At 37.6% G+C, this 20,977-nt stretch carries 27 protein-coding genes and 1 pseudogene; 22 read left to right on the top strand and 6 right to left on the bottom strand.

Going from position 1 to position 20,977, the window contains the following annotated elements; all coding sequences use genetic code 11:
* Positions 1-42: 42 nt before the first annotated feature.
* From ACYQ0C_RS13300 to ACYQ0C_RS13220, 17 genes are all read left to right on the top strand, one after another.
* On the top strand, positions 43-276 hold the full coding sequence (locus ACYQ0C_RS13300) for a hypothetical protein (protein WP_234215712.1): 234 nt from the start codon (positions 43-45) through the stop codon (positions 274-276).
* Positions 277-464: 188 nt separating this feature from the next.
* The gene (locus ACYQ0C_RS13295; protein ID WP_016276119.1) at positions 465-2,012 is read left to right on the top strand and encodes an MATE family efflux transporter; all 1,548 of its coding nucleotides are present in this window, start codon (positions 465-467) and stop codon (positions 2,010-2,012) included.
* A 174-nt stretch (positions 2,013-2,186) separates the two neighbouring features.
* On the top strand, positions 2,187-3,206 hold the full coding sequence (locus tag ACYQ0C_RS13290; protein ID WP_159106284.1) for a glycoside hydrolase family 88 protein: 1,020 nt from the start codon (positions 2,187-2,189) through the stop codon (positions 3,204-3,206).
* A gap of 5 nt (positions 3,207-3,211) precedes the next feature.
* Positions 3,212-4,387: a polysaccharide pyruvyl transferase family protein gene (locus tag ACYQ0C_RS13285; protein WP_016276121.1), complete on the top strand. Its 1,176-nt coding sequence runs from the start codon at positions 3,212-3,214 to the stop codon at positions 4,385-4,387.
* Between the two features lie 151 nt (positions 4,388-4,538).
* Positions 4,539-5,495, top strand: coding sequence for a glycosyltransferase (locus ACYQ0C_RS13280; protein WP_128812107.1), 957 nt, complete (start codon positions 4,539-4,541; stop codon positions 5,493-5,495).
* On the top strand, positions 5,495-6,739 hold the full coding sequence (locus ACYQ0C_RS13275) for a hypothetical protein (RefSeq protein ID WP_016276123.1): 1,245 nt from the start codon (positions 5,495-5,497) through the stop codon (positions 6,737-6,739). Before ACYQ0C_RS13280 ends, ACYQ0C_RS13275 begins: the two co-directional genes overlap by 1 nt.
* Positions 6,740-6,763: 24 nt before the next feature.
* Positions 6,764-7,918 carry a glycosyltransferase family 4 protein gene (locus ACYQ0C_RS13270; protein ID WP_016276124.1) on the top strand — a complete coding sequence of 385 codons (1,155 nt, stop codon included), beginning with the start codon at positions 6,764-6,766 and terminating at the stop codon, positions 7,916-7,918.
* A gap of 22 nt (positions 7,919-7,940) precedes the next feature.
* Positions 7,941-8,495: a glycosyltransferase family 2 protein gene (locus ACYQ0C_RS13265; protein ID WP_128812109.1), complete on the top strand. Its 555-nt coding sequence runs from the start codon at positions 7,941-7,943 to the stop codon at positions 8,493-8,495.
* On the top strand, positions 8,434-8,760 hold the full coding sequence (locus ACYQ0C_RS13260) for a hypothetical protein (protein WP_257464456.1): 327 nt from the start codon (positions 8,434-8,436) through the stop codon (positions 8,758-8,760). The genes ACYQ0C_RS13265 and ACYQ0C_RS13260 overlap by 62 nt, the downstream gene beginning before the upstream one ends.
* Positions 8,757-9,455: a glycosyltransferase gene (locus tag ACYQ0C_RS13255; RefSeq protein ID WP_016276126.1), complete on the top strand. Its 699-nt coding sequence runs from the start codon at positions 8,757-8,759 to the stop codon at positions 9,453-9,455. Before ACYQ0C_RS13260 ends, ACYQ0C_RS13255 begins: the two co-directional genes overlap by 4 nt.
* A 107-nt stretch (positions 9,456-9,562) precedes the next feature.
* Complete coding sequence (locus tag ACYQ0C_RS13250; RefSeq protein WP_016276127.1) at positions 9,563-10,225, top strand: HAD family hydrolase; 663 nt, start codon at positions 9,563-9,565, stop codon at positions 10,223-10,225.
* Positions 10,171-11,010, top strand: coding sequence for a hypothetical protein (locus tag ACYQ0C_RS13245; protein WP_016276128.1), 840 nt, complete (start codon positions 10,171-10,173; stop codon positions 11,008-11,010). Before ACYQ0C_RS13250 ends, ACYQ0C_RS13245 begins: the two co-directional genes overlap by 55 nt.
* Positions 11,011-11,097: 87 nt before the next feature.
* Positions 11,098-11,910 (top strand): glycosyltransferase family 2 protein, encoded by an 813-nt coding sequence (locus tag ACYQ0C_RS13240; RefSeq protein WP_016276129.1) that lies wholly within the window; start codon positions 11,098-11,100, stop codon positions 11,908-11,910.
* 11 nt (positions 11,911-11,921) lie between these two features.
* On the top strand, positions 11,922-12,935 hold the full coding sequence (locus tag ACYQ0C_RS13235) for an NAD-dependent epimerase/dehydratase family protein (RefSeq protein ID WP_016276130.1): 1,014 nt from the start codon (positions 11,922-11,924) through the stop codon (positions 12,933-12,935).
* The gene (locus tag ACYQ0C_RS13230; protein ID WP_016276131.1) at positions 12,932-13,741 is read left to right on the top strand and encodes a YjbH domain-containing protein; all 810 of its coding nucleotides are present in this window, start codon (positions 12,932-12,934) and stop codon (positions 13,739-13,741) included. The genes ACYQ0C_RS13235 and ACYQ0C_RS13230 overlap by 4 nt, the downstream gene beginning before the upstream one ends.
* 132 nt (positions 13,742-13,873) lie before the next feature.
* A complete protein-coding gene (locus tag ACYQ0C_RS13225; RefSeq protein ID WP_025077164.1) occupies positions 13,874-14,167 on the top strand; it encodes a nucleotidyltransferase family protein in 294 nt (97 codons plus the stop codon).
* Positions 14,160-14,552 (top strand): HepT-like ribonuclease domain-containing protein, encoded by a 393-nt coding sequence (locus tag ACYQ0C_RS13220; RefSeq protein ID WP_016276133.1) that lies wholly within the window; start codon positions 14,160-14,162, stop codon positions 14,550-14,552. Before ACYQ0C_RS13225 ends, ACYQ0C_RS13220 begins: the two co-directional genes overlap by 8 nt.
* A 61-nt stretch (positions 14,553-14,613) precedes the next feature.
* Here ACYQ0C_RS13220 and ACYQ0C_RS13215 read toward each other — a convergent pair whose 3' ends face one another.
* The 6 genes from ACYQ0C_RS13215 to ACYQ0C_RS13190 form a co-directional block, all read right to left on the bottom strand.
* Entirely contained in the window at positions 14,614-15,132 is a 519-nt protein-coding gene (locus tag ACYQ0C_RS13215; RefSeq protein ID WP_016276134.1) for an N-acetylmuramoyl-L-alanine amidase, read from the bottom strand.
* Between the two features lie 61 nt (positions 15,133-15,193).
* Positions 15,194-15,304, bottom strand: coding sequence for a smalltalk protein (locus tag ACYQ0C_RS13210; protein WP_016276135.1), 111 nt, complete (start codon positions 15,302-15,304; stop codon positions 15,194-15,196).
* A 251-nt stretch (positions 15,305-15,555) separates the two neighbouring features.
* Complete coding sequence (locus tag ACYQ0C_RS13205; protein WP_016276136.1) at positions 15,556-16,050, bottom strand: HU family DNA-binding protein; 495 nt, start codon at positions 16,048-16,050, stop codon at positions 15,556-15,558.
* Positions 16,051-16,286: 236 nt separating this feature from the next.
* Positions 16,287-16,481 (bottom strand): DUF4248 domain-containing protein, encoded by a 195-nt coding sequence (locus ACYQ0C_RS13200; RefSeq protein ID WP_016276137.1) that lies wholly within the window; start codon positions 16,479-16,481, stop codon positions 16,287-16,289.
* Positions 16,482-16,770: 289 nt separating this feature from the next.
* Positions 16,771-18,576: a DUF3987 domain-containing protein gene (locus tag ACYQ0C_RS13195; protein WP_025077165.1), complete on the bottom strand. Its 1,806-nt coding sequence runs from the start codon at positions 18,574-18,576 to the stop codon at positions 16,771-16,773.
* Positions 18,577-18,616: 40 nt separating this feature from the next.
* On the bottom strand, positions 18,617-19,282 hold the full coding sequence (locus tag ACYQ0C_RS13190; RefSeq protein ID WP_016276139.1) for a BT4734/BF3469 family protein: 666 nt from the start codon (positions 19,280-19,282) through the stop codon (positions 18,617-18,619).
* 159 nt (positions 19,283-19,441) lie between these two features.
* Between ACYQ0C_RS13190 and ACYQ0C_RS13185 the strand changes: the two genes are divergently transcribed.
* The 5 genes and pseudogenes from ACYQ0C_RS13185 to ACYQ0C_RS13165 all read left to right on the top strand — a co-directional run bounded on the left by ACYQ0C_RS13185 (position 19,442) and on the right by ACYQ0C_RS13165 (position 20,974).
* Positions 19,442-19,579 carry a hypothetical protein gene (locus tag ACYQ0C_RS13185; RefSeq protein WP_167330601.1) on the top strand — a complete coding sequence of 46 codons (138 nt, stop codon included), beginning with the start codon at positions 19,442-19,444 and terminating at the stop codon, positions 19,577-19,579.
* A gap of 15 nt (positions 19,580-19,594) precedes the next feature.
* A complete protein-coding gene (locus ACYQ0C_RS13180; protein ID WP_016276141.1) occupies positions 19,595-19,756 on the top strand; it encodes a hypothetical protein in 162 nt (53 codons plus the stop codon).
* Between the two features lie 126 nt (positions 19,757-19,882).
* Positions 19,883-20,008: pseudogene (locus ACYQ0C_RS13175) on the top strand (AAA family ATPase); the annotation flags it as partial.
* A 259-nt stretch (positions 20,009-20,267) separates the two neighbouring features.
* Positions 20,268-20,576 (top strand): nucleotidyltransferase domain-containing protein, encoded by a 309-nt coding sequence (locus ACYQ0C_RS13170; RefSeq protein ID WP_005846765.1) that lies wholly within the window; start codon positions 20,268-20,270, stop codon positions 20,574-20,576.
* Positions 20,577-20,611: 35 nt separating this feature from the next.
* Positions 20,612-20,974 carry a HEPN domain-containing protein gene (locus tag ACYQ0C_RS13165; protein ID WP_235783288.1) on the top strand — a complete coding sequence of 121 codons (363 nt, stop codon included), beginning with the start codon at positions 20,612-20,614 and terminating at the stop codon, positions 20,972-20,974.
* Positions 20,975-20,977 lie beyond the last annotated feature (3 nt).

Raw genomic sequence — 20,977 nt, 5'->3', positions numbered from 1 at the left:
AGCGAATTGCCTTTAGAGATAATAAATAATATCAAAATCTAAGTGAGCAGTCATTTCAAAAATAATGTATTTGCTTATTTGAATGATAGTTCTTATTCAATCAATAATTCCATTGCCGAACGTTTTATCTGCCTATTGGCTGGTGAGTGGCAGAACTCGTTGTTCTTCGGAAGTGACAGGATAGTCCGTGTCTCAGCGGTATATCATACCATCATCTCCACATGTAAGATACAGGGTGTGTCTGTGCTGGATTATTTCAAGCGATTTTTCAGCTAATTTGTTAAAGGAAGTAGGGATTATGAACATTTGTTACCCTTGACAATCGGGCTGAACTAACAACAAAACTTAAAAATCAGTATCCTTTTTGACGTTATTTATTAGGAAACCGCCTTATAGCGGCTTTCTTTGGGGTAACGTCAATATTGGACGCTAACTGCTTACAAAAGGATTTGATATTTCTTTTTATGACAGATATTTCAGCAAATAATACTCGAATAGCAAAAAATACATTGTTGCTTTATTTTCGAATGTTGTTTATGATGATTGTGAGTTTATATACTTCACGGGTCGTATTGAACGCATTAGGAGTGGAAGATTTCGGTATATATAATATAGCGGGAGGAATTATTACTATGTTTTCTTTTCTTAATAGTGCGATGTCTTCTTCTACACAACGTTATATTACATTTGAGTTAGGTAAAGAGGATCATCGACAGTTACATAAAGTTTTTCGAACTAGTGTGAATATTCATTTGCTGATAGCACTGTTTATCTTGATTTTAGGAGAAACAGTAGGTCTTTGGTTTCTTTATGAGAAAATGATAATTCCTCCTGCTAGAATGTATGCTGCCTTTTGGGTCTATCAGTTTTCTGTTATTAATATGATGGTTATGATTATAAGTGTTCCATATAATGCTACTATTATTGCACATGAAAAGATGTCGGCTTTTGCTTATATATCATTGGCAGAAGTTTTATTGAAGTTAGGCATTGTTTATTTATTATATCTAACACAATATGATAAACTTATATTTTACACAGCTCTTCTTTGTGGTATGCAGCTTCTAATTTGCATAATTTATAATTGTTATTGTAGGCATCATTTTGAGGAAACATGTTATGATTGGATATGGGATTCTAAGCTGTTTAAAGAGATGATAGGTTTTGCAGGCTGGAATCTATGGGGAGGGTGTGCTTTTATTTTTTTTACTCAAGGTTTGAATATCCTATTGAATATGTTTTTTGGACCCGTTGTTAATGCTGCTCGTGGAGTAGCAGTACAAGTACAGGGAGCAGTTGTTCAATTTTCTACTAATTTTCAAACAGCTTTAAATCCTCAAATAACAAAATCTTATGCAATAGGGGATTTTATATATATGCATAACCTTATTTTTCGCAGTTCTAAATTTACGTTTTTATTACTAGCTACTATATCTTTCCCTCTTATACTTGAAACGGATATGATATTGAGAGTATGGCTTAAAATAGTTCCTGATTATACAGTGGCATTTGTCAGATTGATGCTTGGAATCACTATTATAGATGCAATGGCAGGTTCACTTATGGTGGCTGCTCAAGCTACTGGACGTATTCGTTTTTATCAATCGATGGTAGGTGGTGTATTACTTTTCATTGTACCTATTTCATATATAGTATTAAGGTTAGGAGCGGCACCTTGGAGTGTATTTGTGGTCCATTTTTGTATTTGCATTTTTGCTTTTATAATACGTTTGCTTATAATTCGTTCTATGATACATTTATCGCTCTATCGCTATTTTCATCAAGTTGTGTTACGCTGTTTGTGGGTATTGCTATTAGCAACCCCTTTACCAATCGTATTGTTTTATGTATTACCTAATACTTTCGTAGTAAATATTTTCATTTGTGTTATTTGTGTTTTTATGATGCTGCTATTTTCATATTTTGTGGGTTTAACAGTTAATGAAAAAGTGTATTTTGAAAAAAAAGTAATTTTTTTAAAGAATCGGTTTAAAGAATTTCGTAATATATAGATTATACTTTGTGTTGTTATGTAAAAATATTATCGTATGTGTACCATTTTTTTACTGTGTGTGCTATTAGTGTTTATATATATTGATATTGTGAAAATTATAAGATTTAAATTCATTAAGAAGATAAAGCTAATAGGAAATGTCAACGATGAAATATATTTTCAAAGCGTGTATTTGGCAGCATTGAAAATGGCAAAAAAGAGAAGTGTATATATGAGGCTACAAAAGCCCGATATATTTATTGTAGAAATAAAAAAAATGCTTCGAATGATTAAGAGGAAAATGTATCGTAGTTATCGAAATGATAATTGGAAATATGGTTGGAATAAAGGTTTTCTTTTTATAGGATTAACAGATAGTTCTTACTATGGTAACATAAAAATAGATGATGTGAAAAAATATTTCGATAAATATTATATAGAAGAAAATGGGACACCACGATTTGATTTTATAAATGTCCATCAAACACCTTTTGCTCTTGCTGCATTATCTTTATTTCAACAAACGAGAGAGATTAAATATGAGATATTTTGTAGATATGTATATAATAAATTACTTTCTTGGCAAGATAAGAATGGTCTATTGCCTTATTTTGCTAATACAAAAAGTGAAATAGATTTTTATTTTGTTGATCAATTAGGAATGTATGTCCCTTTTCTAGTAAGATATGCAAAAGAATTTGATGATAAGAATGCTTATGCAATAGCAAAGAAAAATCTGGATTATTGGATAGATTACGGTTTAGATAAATCAGGTTTACCTTTTTATAATGTGAAAAATAATATCGGATTGGGTATAAATAGTTGGGGGCGTGGATGTGCTTGGTTTATATTAGCTTTAATAGAATTTATACAGATAGATTCATATTATTTAAATATAGCATATCAGTTGTTGAAAACATTAGAAAAACTAGAATTGAGAAATAATACATGGGCTCAATTTATGGGAGAGTCATTTGATATTGATTCTTCTGCAACTATACCCATATTACTTCTTAAAAGTTATTTAGATATTAATGTTGATATTTTGGAAGTTTTAAAAAAAATGACAGATAGAGGAGGGCAAATAATTTATTGTAGTGGAGAAACTTGTGGAATGATTAGATTCTCAGAACTTTTTGGCCCTAGTGATTTTATACAAGGAATAACACTTATATTATTGAATAGAATAAACTCTTACAATCAAAAAGCTTAGTATTTATGAAGATTGGTATTATAACTATTTGGCAATCGAATAATAATTATGGTCAGCTTTTGCAGCTTTGGGCATTACAGCACTACCTTAAAATGCAAGGCCATAATCCTTTTCTTATCAGATACGATGTAAATGCTGTTTGTCAAAAAAAAGAGAGGCTAAGAAGAGTTGTTAGGGTTTATACTTTAGTATCTAAGATTATAAAACTATACTCGATTTTGAGAAATAGATATAATTTTTTTGTGGATAAAAAAAGAAAATTTGATGAATTTAAAGCTAAGCATATACAAAGTACTGATATAGTATATTATGGCTTGACAAAAATACAACAAAATCCTCCTCAAGCAGATTGTTATATTACAGGAAGTGATCAAGTATGGGCTCAACTTCTTGATAATATTAATAATGAAGGCTTTTTCTTAAATTTTGGTTCGTCACAGATAAAAAGAATTTCGTATGCAGCGAGTTTTGCAATGACTTCTTACCCTCAAGAACTTAAAAAAAAATTAAAAGAAAAGTTATCCATATTTAGTGCAATATCTGTAAGAGAAAGTAGTGGCGTTGAGATATGTAAAGAGTTAGGTTATAATGTCAGTTGGGTACTGGATCCAACTTTTCTGTTAGAGCAAAGTGATTATTTATCCTTAAAATTAAAAAATAAAAATTCAAGCCCTTATGTTTTTGTCTATTTTGTAAATATTAATAGTAAAGAGAATATATATTGGAAAGAAGTAAAAAAGTATTTGCATCAACAAAATTATGCGATATATATGACTAGCGCATCTGGATACAATAATAAAAGAATACATTTTAGTGGGTGCAGATATTTATATCCAACAATTGAGGAATGGCTTTCTTTGATTTATTATTCTCAGATAATGATTACTAGTTCTTTTCATGGAGTGGCTTTGTCTATAATTTTTAATCGAGAATTTGTCTTTTTTCCGCTAGGAGGTGCATATAGTGAAGGGAATAATAGAGTGACAGACTTGTTGACTTTATTGGGCCTAACAGAAAGGATAATTTATAGAAAATCAGATCTTATATATATTCTATCAAAAAAGATAGAATGGCATTCTGTCAATCGAAAGTTGGACAGCTTGCGAAAAAAATCAAAAAACTTTTTATCAGTTTTGGATGATGAGAACTTTATATATTGTAATAATACGAATCTTCAATAGAATAAAGAACGTATATAGAAAAAGGCATTCAACTTTTATTTGGAAAATTAGTGATACGGCTGAATGGGTATATATATCATATTTAACGGATATATTCTATTATCCTAATGATAACCGGTTATTGAGTAGTCACCAAAACAGAAGAGAAGCTTTGATTATAGCCAAAGTTTTTAACCAGCTAGGATTTAATATTTATATTCAGGATCATGCATCAAAAAAAGAAATACCGAAAATAAAGTTCTCCATTATTTTTGGTTTGGAGCCCAATTTCTGCAATGCTTGTATAGCGAATCCTCAATCTATTAAAATTTATTATGCTACAGGGGCTTATTATGAACATCAAAATAAGCAAATACAAAAAATGACTGATTATGTAAATGTAACTTATGATGCTCATATTCCATACCAACGGTTAGTGACTCCTCATAAATCCATAGAATTAGCTGATTATATTTTACAGATTGGGAGTAGTTATACAATTCTTACATATCCTCCTATTTGTCAATCTAAAATAGAGCTTATACATCAGAGCTCTCAATCTAAAGATTGTTATTTAAAGAAGAAATATGCATGTGATAATGAATATTTTTGTATGGCTAGTGGAGGTAATATATTGAAAGGCATTTCATTACTTATAGAATATTTTTATAACCATCCTGAACGTACTATAAATATTGTAGGACCTATAGATAAATTATTTTATAGATCAATGAAAAGAAAAATTAGCCCCAATATTAAATTATGGGGATTTATGGATATTAATAGTGATGAATTGACTGCGATAATTGATAGATGTAATTTTTTAATATATCCTTCAGGTTCAGAAGGAGGATGCCCTGGTGCAGTTATAAATTCTATGAAAAAAGGATTAATTCCTATTGTTACTCCATGGGCTGCTTTTGATGGTATTGAAGAATATGGTTTTTTGATGGATACTTGGAGTATAGATGCGATATCTATGGGAGTTGCATGGAGTCTTACTTTGGATCCTGTAAAGATAGAAGAGATGAGTTGTAAGTGTCAATTGTATATTGAACACAATTATGGAATAAGACAGTTCGAAAATGAGTTTTTTCAATATATTCGTAAAATTATATCAGTAAGATAGTGATAGTACAAGAACGAGATGTCCATTTTAATGTAAATAATGTTCTTATTGCTCATTGGAACAGAATGTTTCTAGGCATTTATGTTTTTGAAATGGGAAATATGTTCTATGAGTTTATTTTTAGGGATAATTATTTGTGTAGGTTAATGTCTTTAGTTGGGATATGTATTTTGATGTATTCTTTTATATGTGTCCCCAAACGACTTCCATTTAGCAAAAATCCTGGTATTTGTATAATTGCAATTTTGTATATATGTGTTAGCTTGATTACAATATTTAGAGGAGCTCTTCAGAGTAAAATTGGAGATTTAATAATTTCTCCTCAGTATTTTTGGCAATATGTGTTACCTTTTGCTGTCTTTTTGAAAATACCTAGAAATTATTTTGAGATACTGTATAAATGGTGTCTTATTTATGTAATAACAGCACTATGCTTTTGCATATATAATTTTCAAGATTTTTATATAGATGCTACAGCTATTGTTAATAGTATGGTTGGCTGGGAAAGCTATGTATTGAATAGGCCTCAAATACCATGTCAGTTAGCACTGCCTATATGTATATATTTTTTTTCATGGAAGAATATAAATAATGTTGGTAAAATGATAATTGTCGTTACTCTTATACTGGCTTTATGTGCTGCTTTGTTTGCAGGTAGAAGAAGTGTAGCTGCAAGTTTGCTTTTCTTTGTTTTAATTTCTATTATTATATATCTAAGAAGAAAGAAAATGAAATTTTTGTTTTTAATGTTACTTTTCCTTTCGCTTTTTTACATAAAAATGGATTATTTGCTAGAAACATTAGAAGACACCTTTGTGGTTTTGTTTGATAGGATAGATGCAGATACAAGATCAGGGGTGGAAGATGATTTTTTTAGGGACTTTAAAGGTGTTGAAGAATGGCTTTTTGGTCGAGGAATGGATGGAACTTATCGTAGTCCATCTGTAGCAGAGTTAGATACGATGAATAGACGGGGTATTGAAACAGGGTACCTGAATATTATATTACATGGAGGATTATTTTTGCTATTTCCTTATATTATTATATTGCTTTATTCAGTAATAAATAATGTTGCTCGAAGAAAGGATTCTTATTTTTCTTTGAGCGTTATTGTCTATATTATTTTTCATTTTGTTTGGTTGTATCCATCAGGTACGCCTAAATTAAATTTAGAGTATTTTGTCTTATGGAATTTTATAGCAATTTCATATCTTACTCCAGATTATTTTAATAATGACTACTAATTAAATTTTTATAGTTTTACAAATATGAGAATTTTGTATGATTATCAGGCTTTTTTAATGCAATCTCATGGTGGCGTTTCTAAATGTTTTGTGGAACTTATTTCTAATTTGCCTGATCATGTTCAATTTCAAATTGGGATAAGGGAAAGTGATAATATTTATTTGGAAGAAAGTGGCTTAGTTCCCAATTTATGTAAATGTAGTAAGACGGTAAATAATTTTATATTCAATCATAATTTTAGAGGGAAGAACCGTCTTTTTAATTGGATTAATGCAAATATACATTTTTATCGTTCTTCTCTAAATATAAATAGAAATTATGCTATAGAATTGATTAAACAGACTGACTACGATGTATTTCATCCTACTTTCTTTGATCCTTATTTCCTGAATGTATTAGGAAATAAGCCTTTTGTTTTAACTGTTCATGACATGATGCCTGAATTATTTCCACAATATTATTCTACTAATGATGGGCAAATTATTAATAAAAGACTTTTGTCTCAGAAGGCAAGCCATATAATAACAGTTTCCGAACAAACAAAAAAAGACTTGATTCGTATCCTTCATATACCAGATGATAAGATATCTGTAGTATATCATGGTTCACCCATTAATAGAGGGAAATTTTTTCCTGCTATTATTTCAGGTAAATACTTGTTATATGTAGGAGGACGTTTTACTTATAAAAATTTTCTCTTGTTTATTAAAAGCTTTGCTGAAATATCACAGTATTATTTAGACTTAAAAGTCGTATTTACCGGTGAGCCTTTTACTAAAAAAGAGATGAAGCTTATGAAGTCATTGAATATTTATGATAGGGTCATACATTTATTTGTTAATGACTCCCAAATGTGTAATTTATATCAACATGCCACAGCTTTCATATATCCTTCTTTATATGAAGGATTTGGTTTGCCTATCTTAGAAGCATTTACGAATGAATGTCCTGTGTTGCTGAATAAAAAAAGTTGTTTTCCTGAAATAGCAGGAGAGGCTGCATTATATTTTTGTTTGGATGATTTTGAAAATACTCTTTCTCCGGTTTTAATGGATTTTTTGAAACATGAGGAGAAATACAGTGGTATGTTGAGAAAGAGAGGGAGAGAGCGATTAAAATATTTTTCTTGGAAAGATTCGGCGAATCGTTTATCTGCTATTTATGAGTCTGTCCTATAATTAAATAACATAGAAAATCAATATGAAAAATATTGGAGTAAGTATTATAACTGTTGTATATAATAACATTCGCGGAATAGAAAGAACAATTCAATCAGTATTAAATCAAAGTTATAATAACATTGAATATATAATTATAGATGGTGGTAGTACAGATGGTACATTGGATGTTATAAAAAGATATGAAAATAGGATATCGTATTGGATAAGTGAAGCAGATGAAGGTATTTATAATGCAATGAATAAAGGCATTTTGAAGGCTCATGGCTCTTTTTTGAATTTTATGAATTCTGGTGATACTTTCGTTACATCTACTACAATTGAAAGGCTTATTGAAAGATATGAAAAGGGAGATAAAATAATTTATGGTAATATTTTAAAATGTTATGATAGAAGAAAAGAAAGAACATTTGGAATAGTATCATCTCATCCTGATATTATTGATTTCTATAAGAATATGATAAACCATCAGGCAGCGTTTATATCAAGGGAACTCTTTGAAAAATATGGATTATATGATGAAAAATATAAATTGGCATCTGATTGGTTTTTTTTTCTTAAAAGTTGTAGGAATTAATCAAGAAAAAATTAGATATTGTAACATAGACGTCGCAAATTTTATGATGGATGGCATTAGCTCTATGATGCCACTAAAATACATGGAAGAACAAAGAGAAATAAGGAAAGCATTATTTAAAGGTTACGATGTCCTTTTTTGTGAATTAGCAGAATATAGACAATCTAGCATAATACGTTTTTTAATTAAAATAAGGATGTATTTAGGAAGTCGAAATGTAGGTGATAAAATTCGTTTTGTGAGATCTATTTTTGAAGGAAGATGAAACCATTGGTTAGTATTATTACTGTTGTTTTCAATGATAAAAATATTATTAAAACAATAGAGTCAATCATTCCATTTTTAAATGATAAAGTGGAAGCTGTTATTGTTGATGGTAATTCTACGGATGGAACACGTGAATTGATACAAAAATATGCAGATAGAATAAAAATATTAAGTGAAACTGATAAAGGTATATATGATGCTATAAATAAGGGTGTATCCTTGGCATCAGGAACGTATATATTACATATAAATTCAGGAGATTATTTGTTGGATATTCCCATTGAGACTTTGTTGAAATGGCAAAATAACTCTGATGTAGTTGCTTTATCTTTTCCTGTATTGATGAATGGTAAGGATGTATTCTATCCTTCTTGGAATTGGAGGATGAGATTTAAAAATACGCTTCACCATCAAGGAACATTTTATCGTCGAAATATTGATTTTTATGATATCTCATATCGAGTGTTTGCAGATGCAGATCTTAATAAAAAATTATATAAGAGTAAATCTATAGTTAAGATATACACTATGCCTTGTGTTGCTAATCATTTGTGGAATGGAATTTCAACAGTTACTAATAATAGAAAAGAATGGTATCAGGTTATAATGAAACATTATGGATGGTTTTATTTGTTGATACATTTTGGGTACAGATTAATAGAAATTCTTTTGAGGAAGGAAAATAAAATGTAATGGGCGGTATATTCATATTTCTGTGTATTTGAATAAATAGAGTTATAGTAATAATACTATGGTTGAAAAATTATATTTATTTACGCTAGTTGTTAATTGCTGATTAAATGAAAAACTTATATTTATTTGATATTTGCGGAACTATTTATCGTTCTAATACGACATTTGATTTTTTGGAGTTTTACTTGAAAGAAAATAAACGTTTTAAACTTTATAGAACTATCTATAAATCTTTCTTTTGGAAGATTATTAATCGAGCTTTAAGGAGTTGGCTGCATTATGATTTGACAAGAACTTTGGCCCTTAGATTTTTGAAAGGAACTTCTTATAGTGAACTTAGTAAACAAGCAAAGTTATTTACTGAAGTCTATCTTTCTCAAGTGCGTAATATTGAAATTTATAATACGATTGAACATCTTATATCAATAGATAAATCGAAAGTGATACTAGTATCTGCTACTATTGATGTAGTAGCAGAAGCAGTTGCCGATTCATTGCATTGTGAACAATATTATAGTACTGCATTGGAATATAAAGACGGTGTTTGTACTGGCAAAATGGTGAAAGATTTATTAGGAAACAAATGCATGTTTCTAAATGAACAAGGAATTTTACACCAGATAAAAAGTTTTTTTACGGATGACTTGACCGATACCGATGTATTGGAATATTCTGAGATAAAAAATATTGTCTGTTATCCTAAAACTCAAAAACGATGGATAAAGTTAATAGCGCAAAAGAAATGGGAAGTAGCTATGTTGGAGTATTGATGTTTTATGTACCTGTATTGTATGCTATAAGAACACGTTTCTTAAAAAGGACAAAACTGGGAATATTTTTTTGGTTTGCTGAATATCTGTTTCCCGTATTATTGTCATTATTGTTGGCAAATATTGAACCGATATCTATTTTTCAAATGCTTTTGTCGGTTGTCTGTGTATATTGTTTTTATGAAATCGGGTACATTCAAAATGATTGTGAAACAATAAAAAAAGAGGAGAATCCCACTTTGAGGTTATCTGAAGATGAATTGAAAATATATGAGCGAAATAAGTGTAATATATATATGACAAGAGGCGTATTAGGTATTCTTTTTTCAATGTATTATATTCAGCAAGGCATTCCTATTTGCATTTTATTACCTGTATTGTGGGGGATCATTCCATTATATCTTTTATATAATAGTATGAGAAACAGACTTAATCAGTATTTGGTTCTTTTTTTAATGATCTATAGATATGGTGTTCCTTTTCTCTTATATACTCATTTTAGTTGGAACTGTTATTTATTACTTTTGATAATTATATCTTATCCTATTCCGACTTTTATTCAAATATGTGCTAAAGAGAAACGAGGGAGATGTGAAAAATGGGCTTTATTCTTTGTTGGGAGTTATAATAAGAGAGAGCTCTTTAGATTAAAGTTTTATTTGCTTTTAATAGTTGGGGTAGGTGTATTGGCTTTTTTGAATCAGGTACATTTATATTATGTAATCTTACCGATATATTTCTTTCTGTTTAGAATTGGTTCTTATTCAATGAGAAAAATATTATAATACTATGTGAATATTACATCTCGCGCTTAGCGTGTATCGGCTAGTGCAGGAGATCTTTATTGCTTATTTATAATTGCATATAATACAATGATAACAGTTTCTATCGTCACCTACAAGACGAATCTAGAAGAACTGTCCAAATGCTTGCAGTCACTAATCTCTTCTCTTGTTTCCCAAATTTATATTGTCGATAATTCCAACGAGCGGTATATTGCAGATTTCTGTCAGCAATACCCCAATGTGGTATATATTGGTAGTGAAAATGTAGGCTATGGAGCAGGGCATAATCAAGCATTGAGACAGGTACTCAACTCGGGTGGGAAATACCATTTGATTCTTAATTCGGATGTATATTTTGAACCTTCGGTTTTGGAATTTCTGGCAGCATATATGGATGCACATACGGATGTAGCACAAGTACAGCCCAATGTAGTATACCCTGATGGAGAGCAGCAATATACCTGTCGTCTTCTTCCCACACCTGCCAATCTGATTTTCCGACGTTTCCTACCTAAGAGAATGGTGGAGAAGATGAATATACGTTATCAACTAAAATTTGATGACCATAAGAAAGAAATGAATGTGCCCTATCATCAAGGTAGTTTCATGTTTTTTCGTTTGGAATGTTTTAAAAAAGTAGGATTGTTTGATGAAAGATTCTTCATGTATCCTGAAGATATTGATATAACTAGGAGAATGCACAGATGGTATCGAACTATGTTTGTTCCTAGTGTGACCATTGTACATGCTCATCGGGCAGCATCTTACAAAAATAAGAAAATGTTGAAGATTCATATGGTTAATATGATTAAGTATTTCAATAAGTGGGGATGGATAGTTGATAAAGAACGTTCTGCTTGGAACAGAAAGTTATTGGAAGAATTAGGATATAAAAAATAATATTTTCTATAATGAATTACTTTATTACAGGGGGTACCGGTTTCATTGGTACCCACCTCGCCAGTCTTTTGCACGAAGTGCATCCCGAAGCAAGAATTTACAACTTGGATATTGTAGAGCCGGGTACTCCATTACCGACAGTAAAAAATTATAAACCGGCTTTAAGAAAAGGGGAGGAACATGCAGCCACATTCATCTATTGTGATATACGCCAGCCGATAGAGCTGGAAAAAGTAAATATCACTCCCGATGATGTGATCTTTAACTTCGCCGCCGTTCATCGCACTCCCGGTCATCCCGATCTTGCATATTTTGAAACAAATATCCGTGGTGCGGAGAACGTATGTGCCTTTGCTGAACGGCATGGCATCCGGAAAATAGTTTTCACCAGTTCCATAGCCCCTTACGGTGCTGCCGAGGAACTGAAGGAGGAAACCACGCTGCCTATGCCCAACACCCCATACGGCATATCCAAGCTGGTTGCGGAAAAGATTCATCAGACTTGGCAGGCAGGAGGTGAAGGCCGCCAGCTTACCATTGTTCGTCCCGGTGTGGTGTTCGGACGGGGAGAGAACGGAAACTTTACGCGTCTGTATTGGGGCATTCGGGGGCATAAGTTTATGTACCCGGGGCGCAAGGATACCATCAAGGCCTGTATCTATGTGAAGGAACTGGTGCGGTTCATGCTTTACAGATTGGAACATCACGACAGTGGGGTGGAACTGTATAATTGCTGCTACGAGCCCGCCTATACGATAGAGCACATCGTAGAATCCATGAAAAGAGTGACAAATATGAAGGTAAAAGTTCCTTTCATGCCGGGATGGCTGATCATGACTGCTGCTGGTATAGCCGGAGCGTTAGGCTCTCCGATGGGCATCTGTCCGGCTCGGGTGAGAAAGTTGCAGATCTCCACGAATATCTGCGGAAAAAAACTGTCCGCTTCGGGCTACCGTTTCCGCTACACCTTTGAAGAGGCGTTGGCAGACTGGTACAAGGATAATGGTAACCTGTATCTGCAATGAGGAGGCTGATACTTTTTCTTTTGTTCTTTGTAATGATCGGTGAGGTACACGCCCAGTTCACCTACGGGACTACAGGGCTGCTGAATATGCCTACTGCCGATATGCAGCGTGACAAGACGTTCGTGTTTGGAGGTGGTTTTCTGGAGAAACATGCCACTCCTGCCCGTTGGACCTACAATACTTTCAATTATTATCTTGACATCACTATTTTCCCCTGGCTGGAAGTATCCTATATTTGTACATTGCACAAGGCCATGGAGGTTGATCCTGCATACGGTCCGGGCTTTTGGGTTTCTTCCACGTATGGAAAGTTTGTCAACCAGGACCGTAATTTTGCGGTACGTTTACGGCTGTGGAAGGAAGGCTGGTGGAAACCGTGGACCCCGCAAATTGTACTGGGTGCGAATGACGCTCTTAATAATTCGTGGACGGAGGGTAGCAAGATTGAAATGAGTTCGGCTACGGCAAATGGTTTTTACAGCCGCTATTATCTGGCTGTTACCAAGCATCTTTCCATGAAGGAGGTGGGAGAGTGGGGCTTGCATCTGGCATATGTTTATAACAGACGGAAGGATTACCCGTTAAACGGTCCCGCCATCGGTGCCAACTTCCGCTTCTCTCTGCCCCCGACTTCCTTTATCAACAAAGCAGTAAATAACTTGAATCTGATGGCAGAATACGATAGCAAATCGATAAATTGCGGCTTTGAGTACAGCTTCTGGAAAGATTACATCAACGCCATAGTAGAACTGAATCGTTGCAAATACTTTTCCGGTGGCTTAGTCTTCAAACTCCATCTGAAATAATAAAATAAAATTATCCGATTAGGAACTCTGCTGTTTCAGATAGGAATCACCTTTAGTAAATTTATTATTGCAAAAGCCTTGTACAAAGAAAAATAAATCGTATATTTGCGAAAACCTACTGGGAGGAGCAATATGAAAACAACATCTGAATACATTGCAATATTACGTAAATATATGGCTGAGAATGCTCATAAATATGGCATTGTCCACATGAGAATCTTCGGATCTGTGGCACGTGGCGAACAGACCGAGAGCAGTGATGTGGATGTGTGTGTGGAAGGCCGGCTCCATGGCTTTTTTGCTTTGGCAGGTATAAAGCAAGAGTTGGAAGAGTTGCTGGGCTGCAAGGTGGATATTGTACGCTTGCGCGATAAGATGGATTCGTTTTTACGTGAAAGGATACAAAAAGAAGGTATTTATGTATGATATCTTGATTGCTTTTCATATATTGGAACTGATACAGGAATCTTTAGAAAAGATAAGTATCCGTTTTTCGGGTATCTCGTGTCCGGATGATTTTCTATTGAGTGAAAGTGGCATGATGAAAATGGACAGTATCTGCATGAAACTGACTGCAATCGGGGAAAGCATTAAAAATCTGGATAAGCAGACAAATAAAGAACTGCTGGTTCAATATCCGGAAATTCCATGGAAGCATGTAATGGGTATACGTGATATAATAGTACATCATTATTTTGATGTAGATGCTGATGAAATTTATCGTATTTGTCAAGAAGATCTTACGCAATTGCAACAAGTGATAAAACAGATGCTGGATGACCTGAAGAGAAGCAAAACAAATCATACGTAAGGGCATCCTCCATGCAGCCTCCCCCAAAGAAGAAACTGCATGGTGATTGTCACTTTCTTTCTCATCTCTCCAAATACCCGAACACCCCCTCCGCATCAAAACACGGACAAGCCTTCGGGATACTTCCCGGCATATCCCTGTGCCCTCTAATCCGGACACCGGGAAAGATTTTCACCATCCGCATTAGCAACAAGATAAATTGTTCCGTCTGTTCCGGTGTCCGGGTATCGGCCGGATGCCCGTCCGCATCCAGACCACCCTCATAACAGATACCTATGCTGCAACGGTTCCAGGGGCGGCAGTGCGCACCCACTTCCAGCAGTTTGCGGTGCTGCGTCACACTTCCGTCACGACGGATATAAAAATGATACCCTACCGTGCGGAAACCGCGCGTCTTGTGGTCACGGAGCAGTTGCTCGGTGGTGTAATCCCGGGTGGAGCGTGTGGCGCTGCAATGAATCACGATATATTTTACAGAAGCGGGGGAAGCCATCATCGGACCGTCCTCCAGAGTGAGGAGAGTACGCTCGTTCGGGGCCTCTTCCTCACCGATTATCATAGGGAAAGTTTCTTGAATCATAGTTGAATTGAAATAAAGAATTAAAAATTGAAAAGTGTCATGCAATGGGTTAGGGGACTTTTTAAAAGAGAGTGGTGCAACTGGTTATGCCCAAGGCAGTGAGGGCAGCTACGGCGGCTTGGATAATGGCGCGCAGAATTTGCTGCCAGGTGATTTTATTTGAATGGTTCATAAGAATATTTGTTTTAAAGGATTTGCTTTTTGTCATTTCGGACAAAGGAGAGGAATCTGTGACCCTAAAAAAAAGGGCGATTGCATTCAGATTCCTCAGCCTTGTCCCGGAATGACAGTTTATTTACCAAAATGACAGTCCATATACGGGAATGATAGTCCATTTACCAAAATGACAGTCCATTTTCCAGAATAGACAACTCATTTACCGAAAGGACAAGATACTTTCCGTACCTCAGAAGTCCGGGAATCCTAGACGTTTTCTTCCGGATTGTTTTCCGCTTCGGAGTCCTTTCCCGTCAAGTCTACAGAGGTCTTTCCCGCCTTCAGGGCTTTGACTACCAGCTTGGCAGCTTTGCGTGTGGGCACTAGATTGAAGGTGGCTTCATCCAGCAGACTGAGGAAACGGGTGCCGGGTTTCCAGCGTACATCCAGATTCTCTACATGGATGGCGGGATTGTATGTCTCCAGCGATTCGGCTCCCATACTGTTGACGTGGACGGAGAACGTGCCGAGGTCTCCCATCTGGATGCGTTGTCCGGCCAGCAACTGCTCGCGCATACAGTCTACCGCCTGGATAAGCACCGCCTGAATGTCGGCACGGTTGTACTTGGAACTGTGATTGGAAATGTGTTCGGCAAACTTGTCCAGTGTCATGATTTCGGAGTACTGGGCGTTGGCGTATGCTTTCTTGGGAGCATCCTTGTCACTGGGATTGGCACGGAGGGAGATACTGTAGTTGATCATCGTTTTTTGTTTTTAAAGGGTTATTATTATCGGAAAAGCGTCGGGAGGAGCGAGGCGCACGCTGCTGCAACATTCGGTGAAACTTGGTACAAGATCCGCGGAATCTTGTACCAAGATTTTTGTAATCTTGTGCCGGGGTGCGGCTTGTTCCTTTTGACAGTGCAAAGATACTTTCACGTCCGTGCGGCGTGACCCTTTCTGTCTCCTTTTGACACCTTGGCGCATTGCCGGCGCAATTACGGCTCTCCCAGGTGGAGATAGACGAGTTGCAACTGGCGGCAGGTGAAGAATTTTTGACTGGAACGGTATCCCGTAGCTTCCAGGTCGTGGAGCAACGGGGTGCAACGGGCGATCCAGCGCATCAGATGGCGCACGGCTGCTTTCGGCGTGCTGTCCGGAAAATAAAGAAGGGCTGTTTGGGTCTTGTTCATAATGGGTTTCTTAATTATTTTATTATATGGGTTTAACGTTGACTTTTATAGGGGATAGCATACTGGATTTATGTAGAGTTTGCTGAACAGGTCAACTTTAACTGACATAAACGATGGTGACTATCCGGGGAAATCGGCCGGGTGCAGGCCGGAACGACGTAGTGACGTATCGGACGTACCGACGGAACACGGGGCACGAAGCACGGAGTACGGAGCACGGGGATCGTGGGGACAATGGGGACACCCCCTCTTTTCCTCACACACACGTACACTCGCACACATACGTCGGTTAGCTCTTGCGATACGTCCCCTTGCCGTCCACACTCACCAGCGCCCCTTGTTTGGTGAGCCGTTTGAGCCAGGTAAGCGCGGTGCTTTCGGGTATCCCCCTTTCATGCGTCTTTTCCAGCAGCAGCTGGCGGGTAAACTCATCCTTCATTTCGGCAAAGAGCATCTCCCTGTCCGCTGTGCCCCGGCGCTTGATAACGGAAGAAGCCAGAAACGAAAGAATATGTGTGGCGTGCAGATAAAGCGGTTCCACCAAGGAGAGCACGGCATGGAAATCATTGTCTGTGATCACCATGTCCCAGCGCGGGGTGATATGGTCCTTCAGATTGTCAGGAGAAAGATGTGCGTCAGGTTTCACCAGCGAAGCATCTTCCAGGCTTCGCAGGATGGCGACTATCGACATCATGCGGCACGTATTGACGGCAAGGCGGATTACGGAGCTGTTCATCTCGTTACTGTTTATCTTGCCGGAACGATGGAATAGTTGGTCAAACTGCTGGTTGAACTGCTTTTTCTGGTCATGGGTCAGTTTCAGGGTAAACAAACCCTGGAGTGTCAGTTTGTCCAGCGTGCTTTTCCATTCTTTGCCCATCAGGCGGAATTCCTCGTCCACATCTATCTCATCCTCGTCGAACTGGTCCGCCCATTGGGTGACGCGTGGCATGTAATAGAAGTTCTGACGGGAGAACAGGCCGTTCTCCGCCGTGGGGATCAGGGGCTTTACCTGTGCGGGTGTACCCGAAAGCAGTACGGAGAGATAGCTTCTTCCCACCTCCTGATATTCGCGGTCGGTGCGTCGGTTGTAGGACAGGCGGTCGTGGTCGAATGCCTTGCGCAGTGTGTCGCTCCAGTTGCCGAATTCGGTGCCTATGGCGGTGGATACGGTGTCCGCCTCACTTTCGCAGATGAGGCCCGTGCCGTTGGAATCCATGATATTTTGCAGGATACCCGTTCCGGTGTTGTTTCCCGATATGAGGAACATCCGGTTGGGGGGCAATACGGGAGCCTCCTGATTTTTCCGTTCCTTGCCCAGGGAGTCATAGCTCGCCTTTTCCCGGCGGTAAGTTTTCATCGCCTCTTTCACCTCGGCGCGTATCTTGTCGTGTATAGGTTCGATGAGAAGCCTGACCCACGTCAATGCACCTTTTCCTGAGGCGGACGGGGCTACGATGAAGGTCTGCATGCAGGGGGCTTGCCATTTCCGGCCGTACTGGCACCGCACTGTGTGCGAGAGGGAGGAGCCCAGTACGGTAAGCGCTCCTAGTAGCAGTATATCGCGTTGTTCGGGCTTTTTACCGAAGGAGATGATTCTTTCCAGCAGCTCCGGCCATACATAGTCCTGTGGGAAGGTAGGCAGGGGGGAGTAGGGATCGGAACCTTCGGTGAGTTGTTCCTCCCCGTTAGTTTCATCGGAAAGGCTATCGTCCTCCTTATTATATCGCGCGTACGTGTGTGGGAAATCCGGGGCTGTCCCTGCTGTCCCCGTTGTTTTTACCGGACGAGAGCCGGAGCGGCCGGAAATCTTCACGCCGCATTGTTCGGCCAGATGGAATACGCTTCCCAGATGTATATCTTCTTTATCGGCACGAAGCGCGTTCGAGAACAGTGTCTGTGCATTGCGCTCGTTGTATTTGGAGGAAAGGGAGCAAAGGGAGAGGAAATCATTTCGTCCCGCTTCTCCGCAATCGTTTGCGATGGCGAAAGCCAGTTGTACATATTCGATATAGGTGGGGGCGATATCCGCACCTGCCATACGGACGGCTTCGGTCAGATGCTGCAAGTCTTCCAGAGGATTGTTCATTCTCATGATGATTTTTATTTTTTTAGTAACTGTTTAATTTTTCAGTTTAAATTTCCCCGCGCATCAATGCTTCTTTGTCATACGAGAGGAAACATGCCCGTACCAGGTCTTTGCCGGAACGGTCCACGCCCTTGTCGGGATGGCTCTTTTTAAGGGCTTCCTTGTCCGGGTGGATGCTGTGTGAGTCATAGACTGCTTCTATGTAGTTCATCGCCCAGTAGATATTTTCGGAGGCATTCTGCCGGGTATCGGGTATGCGTGCCGGGTCGTATGGGATGAACGCCTTTACTCCATGTCCGCTGGGGCTGGTAAATGTCAGTACAGGGCAGAGGAGGAGGTCGTCGAACAGTTCTCTTTTCAACTTTTCCGCTTCCTGACAGGAGTCCAGATGGTCTATGTCCACCACGATCAGCCCCGACGGCTCGGTCAGCCTGTCGCTTTTGCGGTAGGAGAAGACGCCGCAGGGGGTGACGTAGGGCAGCGTCTGCTGCTTGAGCATGCGATAGGCTTTCTCATCTCCGCTTTCCGCCGCTCCCCGCACGGCCTCGGTCAGTGTTCTCAGGCGTTCGCTGTGCGTAATCAGTTCGTAGACTTCCTGCAAGGTGGTTTCCTTGTAGGGTGTTAAGGTGGGCGGCTGGATGGTCCGTCCGGTGGCACTGTCCTTTACCGGCGATATGGGCGGAAGAAACAGAGACATTTTAAATTGGTTCATACGTTTTTATTTATTAATTTTGCAACCGCTAGTCTTTTTAGGGCCGGCTGATTGATTTCAATGTGTCAAAGTTCGTCATAATAATTGATATATATGTGTTTCTGTCCTGAATGGGGACACGTAAATGATTATAACTTAAAAAAATATAATTTTAATCCGATGGAACATTCAAATCCTGTGATTCAAACTCAGCAGTTGGCTGTTGAGGTAGTGAAACGTCTGGACCAGCTTAATCTGCACAGACGGGAGTTGGAGCGTAAGCTCCATGTAAGTCATGGTTTCTTTACCCAAGCCTAAAAGGGAAAAAATAACATGACGCTTCTTCTTTTTTTCGAGGTGAAGGCGATTATAGAAGAACACTATGAGAAGCGTATCGAGTTTTACAAATATGTCAATCCGCCCCTGTCGCGCGAGGTGGAACATGAACTGGCGGCTTGGAAGAAAAAGGTGAGGGAGATTATGGAGCTGTGTTGAAACTTATTGATGGGAAATCTTTGCCGGAAGGAAAAGGAACCAAATTTTGTGGTAAATGCAACCGGAAGTGGCGGAATTTGTTTATCTTCGTAGCGGTAATGCTAAAATGCAGGAACAGATGGCAGGTTAAATGCCTTTGCCAATGATGAGTTGAACGCTTATTGGTTTGGCAGCGGCACGCCCACTTATCTGATAGAGATGTTGCGAAAGTTCCACCTTCTTCCGTCCGATTTAGGGCACAGTATGCGCTCGGCGGACTGCCAGTGGTGAGGGTGGGGATCAATTTTGATGTGGAGAAACACACCTTGGGGGATTGGATCATAGAAGAATAGACTGTATATGTAAGAACTCTTTCATAGCAAGGACGGTAAAAGCGAAAAATAATGGAGCAGAAACTTTTCGATATGATATCAATTAAGATGCTGAATATTTGTTTGTTTGAAGAAAAATTTCGTTCTTTGTATTAAGCTTGATTACAGTTAACAACAAATTCAATCTAAAGATAAGGAGTATGAAGCGTCCTGAAATTGTGAAATCTATACAAAATGCCTTACATAAGGTTGCTCCTGGTATAAAGGTGATACTTTATGGAAGTGAGGCGCGGGGTGATGCGCGTAGTGATAGTGATATAGACCTGTTGCTGTTGATAGATAAGGATGTGGTTACTTTGGAGGACAAGATGCTTTTAACTGCTCCTTTATATGACATTGAGTTAGAAACCGGTGTTCAGATCAATCCGTTTATAGAGTCGATGAAAGAATGGGGAAAACGTTTCACTCCGTTTTATGAGAATATAATGAAGGAGGGGATATTGTTATGACTCCGGAACAGCGGTTTGATATTGTGTTATATAGGATGAATTCAGCCAAATCATTGTTAGATGAAATAAAAGATCATATAGAGCGTGGTTATTACAATACGGCAATGAATAGGATGTATTATGCCTGTTTTTATGCTGTGAGTGGGTTGTTGTTGCAATCGGAAATAGACGGAGTCAAGAGCCACGAAGGTGTCCGTCAAAAATTCAGCCAGCATTTTATTCTTACAGGTAAGCTTCCTAAAGAATGGGGACGCTTTTATTCTATTTTGTTCAATAATCGTTCAGCTGCCGATTATGAAGACTTTAAGAACTTTGATTTAGCAGCGACTCAGGAAATGTATCCTAAAGTCTGTGCTTTTATAGGGCTTATTGATAATTTGGTTTTCGATAAGAATTAATCC

This window comes from Phocaeicola sartorii JCM 17136 = DSM 21941, assembly GCF_054653615.1.
This window is presented reverse-complemented; position numbering and strand designations above follow the sequence as displayed.